Raw genomic sequence first — 3,366 nt, 5'->3', positions numbered from 1 at the left:
ACATAGCCCTCAAACTACGATAAACGCTACTCATCCCACTTCACCAGCCCACCATCCGCCGCCACAACCCCCCACTGCGGAAACTTCGCCAGCAGTTTCTTGATCACAATCTGCTTTCGCGGGATCGTCACTCCAGCAGCCCTGAAAATGCTGCTACACCAAAGTTTACAAGGTTTTATCTTCACTGGTTGCGTAGCTCGTAAGCACGCTGCGTAGATTTTTTAGCCATTTTAGTGACTATTTTCAATCGGTCTATTGCCTAGCACAATATCGAAAGCTCTTTATCGAAGTGCTAAAGACGGATTGGATGCAAAGCTCTCATACGCGCTGCCAATTTGCCTTGCGACTGAAGCAGGAAAGACATGAAACTCACCATTTTTCAGTGCTTCAATTATCGCTTCGGCGACTAACTTAGGCGGCTCTGCAACTTCAGTCAATCCTGCTGCATCAGCCATATCCGTAGCAATTGGACCAGGGTGAACGCTCAAAACAATTGTACCCTGCTCGCTCAACATCTCCCGTAATGACTGCGTAATCGAATAGGCAGAAGCTTTTGAAGCCGAGTAGGTTGCAAAGCTAGGGAATGCCTTTAGGGAAACAACCGAGTTGATCTGGGCAAAGACACCTCCTTTATTGGCTTTTAGCACCGGGGCAAATGCCTGCGCCATCCGCATCAATCCATATACATTACTGTTCATATGGAATTCGAGAGATGCGATCGCGTCTTCAGCCAGAGGAGTAGAGCCACTAGAAACTCCTGCATTGTTAACCACCATCTGCACGTCCTTGGCGACTTGAGCAGCAGTCACAATAGACTGGGGATCGTTTAAATCAATCCGAATTGGAACAACCTGATCGCCATATTTTTCTACCAGTAGAGAGGCACTCTCTAGCTTTCGCACAGCGGCATAGATTTTGGTAGCTCCGCGTTCAATAAAGGATTCAACCAGTGCCTTGCCAATGCCACGGTTTGCGCCTGTAACTAGAACAATTTTGTCTTTGATATCGTAGTTCATCTGAATTTTCCTGTTGAGTTTACAGTGAGTCAAAACTTTGAACAATCGGTCTAAGTTAAGGCAAAAAAATATTAGCTCTCTAGAAGGGAGACTGCGGCTTCCACTGCTCCTTCTAATGTTGTGTTATTCTCCATCACACGACTGAGCAGCGCCATGCCTTGAGTCGTACAGAGTAATAAACGAGCTAGATTTCGCGGATTGGTCGCGGGACTTAGTTCTCCTATTGCTTGGGCGCGAGTCAGAGCTGCCGTAAAGACATCTTCTACCTGTTGTAAGTTGCAAACAGCTTAATTGATAAGGCTTTCCGCTTTTCTTAGTGCCATTCACTTAGAGTCTTCGTAGATAGTCACTCCCGCACTGCGGAGTTCATCCAGGAACCATTTGGTATCCGAGAGTAGTTCGGGTAGGTAAAGCCCAGGGCGGGCAGGAGAACGGTCGTTGAATCCCAATACCGACGCGAGAGAAAGAACGACGCTCAGACCCGTGAGTGAGGCTGTGCCATGCTTGAACTCCAGCATCGATCGCGAACGCTTCGTTCGACCATCGGCCTCGCCCTCGATCTCGACGACGATCTCGGTCGCCGCCTCACCGCCCCGGCGGCGGCTGGACGATTCACCATTCACCAGGTCGAAGCGTACATCCGGCGCCCCAGTGGCGGCATGGAGACTCACGGTATCGAACGTGGAAAATGCGGTGGCATTGAGCGATCGACCGTCGACTGATTCAAACTTGCCCTTTGCGGCGTCGCCGAACAGCCATACGCGCCGCCCACCCTCGAATACCATTGCCGGGGGAGCAGCCCCGTGTACCCGCTCCATGTCTTCGAGCGCCGCTGGACCGACTGTATCCTTCTCGTCGACGATTGCGCCGAGCCTGATGGATTGGACGATCTCGAAGCCTTTGGCACTGTTGAGTGCCAGAAACGTGGCCGCACCGGCCATCCAATGACTGGCAAGCACGACGGGTGCTGCGGTCGCACGATGCGCGAACAGTGCTAATTCGGGGCCGCTTTCGGTGAGGGCAGCGTTGATGTTCAGGTAAGGGACGCCCAAGTCCTGCGCGTAGCTCATGCCTTTAAGCCCAGCTTCGGGAGCCAACATCACCACGGCAGCTACGGCGACGTCATCACCGAGGCCTAAGCGGGGCTTATCAATATCTATGGCAACGGCTTCGGCAGCACCCACCTCCTGGGCAACTTCGCCTGCCGCTTGCAGGTTCCGCCCTCCGATGAGCACTGGAATGCCGGGATGCCTCTGACGGAACCACCTGACGGCGGCGCGTCCCACGACGCCCGATCCCCCGGCGAAAAGTACCTGTGCTGTTGTCATCAAGTTAGAAGCGCGTTCTTGGTCAAAAACAATGGTTGGTTCTTTGGTTTTCATAATGCAATAAATGAGTGAATGAAATATACAATCGAGCGTACCTTTGCAAGCTGTTGGCGTTTTACCTGTTTGCTGCGATCGCTTACCAATCATGTTGTTGTATTAGGACCCGCATTTCTCACAAGCTTCCCTGCTTTGATGGAGCAGAGGTCTGGGGCAGAGGGGCAGAGGGGAAAGAACAAGGCACATTGAACTCTCCCCTGCACCCCTGCACAAGCGCAGGCTTTGAGAGGTACGGTGAGAAATCTAGGCAGGAGTGCAAGCTGCATTGGATTCTCGTCTGATCTAACTTGAGTGTAATGAGTGCTAACGCTCAACTTCTTTCAGATTCTTACAATGATTTGTCAGATTCTTATGAGGTTAACGAACCTGCTTGGGGGTCATTCCAGTCAGGCGCTTAAACTGTTGCGTCAAATGGCTTTGGCTGGAGAAGCCGACTTGTAAGGCAATGTCCGCGATCGCCAAGTCCGTTTTCGACAGCATCACTTTTGCTTGTTCCACCCGCTGTTGAATCACATACTGATGCGGCGAAATTTTAATTGTTTGTTTAAACAAACTGGCAAAGTAAGTGGGGCTGATATTAACGACATTTGCTAGTTCAACCAGTGACAAATCTTGATCTAGATGAGTGTGAATGTAGTCGAGCGCTTGCTGCAACTGGATATGAGTTAAGCTTCTATTCTCAGGTGCAATGATTGGTGCATCCTCAGAATAATGCCGCAACAGATGGATGATTAATGCTTGAGACAAGGATTCAACATATAATCGCCCCATCATGCCACCTGATTTCACCTCAGCTAAAAGTAGCATGGCAATCTGCTGAAGATTCAAGTCTTGCTGACCGAAATGGTTGACCAAATTAACCCGTGCTGTATTGATTTGAGACACTTGGGCAACTTGTTCGACCAGCTTTGGCTGTAAATGAATGTTGAGTTCCGTTTGGACAGCCTCACTTCCTGGACAACACC

At 50.4% G+C, this 3,366-nt stretch carries 3 protein-coding genes and 1 pseudogene; all 4 read right to left on the bottom strand.

Annotation, left to right across the window (positions count from 1 at the left end; all coding sequences use genetic code 11):
* Positions 1-281 precede the first annotated feature (281 nt).
* The gene (locus IQ229_RS19365) at positions 282-1,016 is read right to left on the bottom strand and encodes an SDR family oxidoreductase (protein WP_194046534.1); all 735 of its coding nucleotides are present in this window, start codon (positions 1,014-1,016) and stop codon (positions 282-284) included.
* A gap of 71 nt (positions 1,017-1,087) precedes the next feature.
* Positions 1,088-1,279: pseudogene (locus IQ229_RS24935) on the bottom strand (TetR/AcrR family transcriptional regulator); the annotation flags it as partial.
* A 60-nt stretch (positions 1,280-1,339) separates the two neighbouring features.
* Positions 1,340-2,398 (bottom strand): hypothetical protein, encoded by a 1,059-nt coding sequence (locus IQ229_RS19360; RefSeq protein ID WP_228013574.1) that lies wholly within the window; start codon positions 2,396-2,398, stop codon positions 1,340-1,342.
* A gap of 360 nt (positions 2,399-2,758) precedes the next feature.
* Positions 2,759-3,366: AraC family transcriptional regulator (locus IQ229_RS19355; RefSeq protein ID WP_194046532.1), on the bottom strand; the 608-nt coding region annotated here is incomplete at its 5' end.

This window comes from Nostoc cf. edaphicum LEGE 07299, assembly GCF_015207245.1.
In the GTDB taxonomy this organism is placed as follows: domain Bacteria; phylum Cyanobacteriota; class Cyanobacteriia; order Cyanobacteriales; family Nostocaceae; genus Nostoc; species Nostoc edaphicum_B.
Note: the sequence above shows the minus strand (reverse complement) of the source record. Positions and strands in the feature narration are given on the sequence as shown.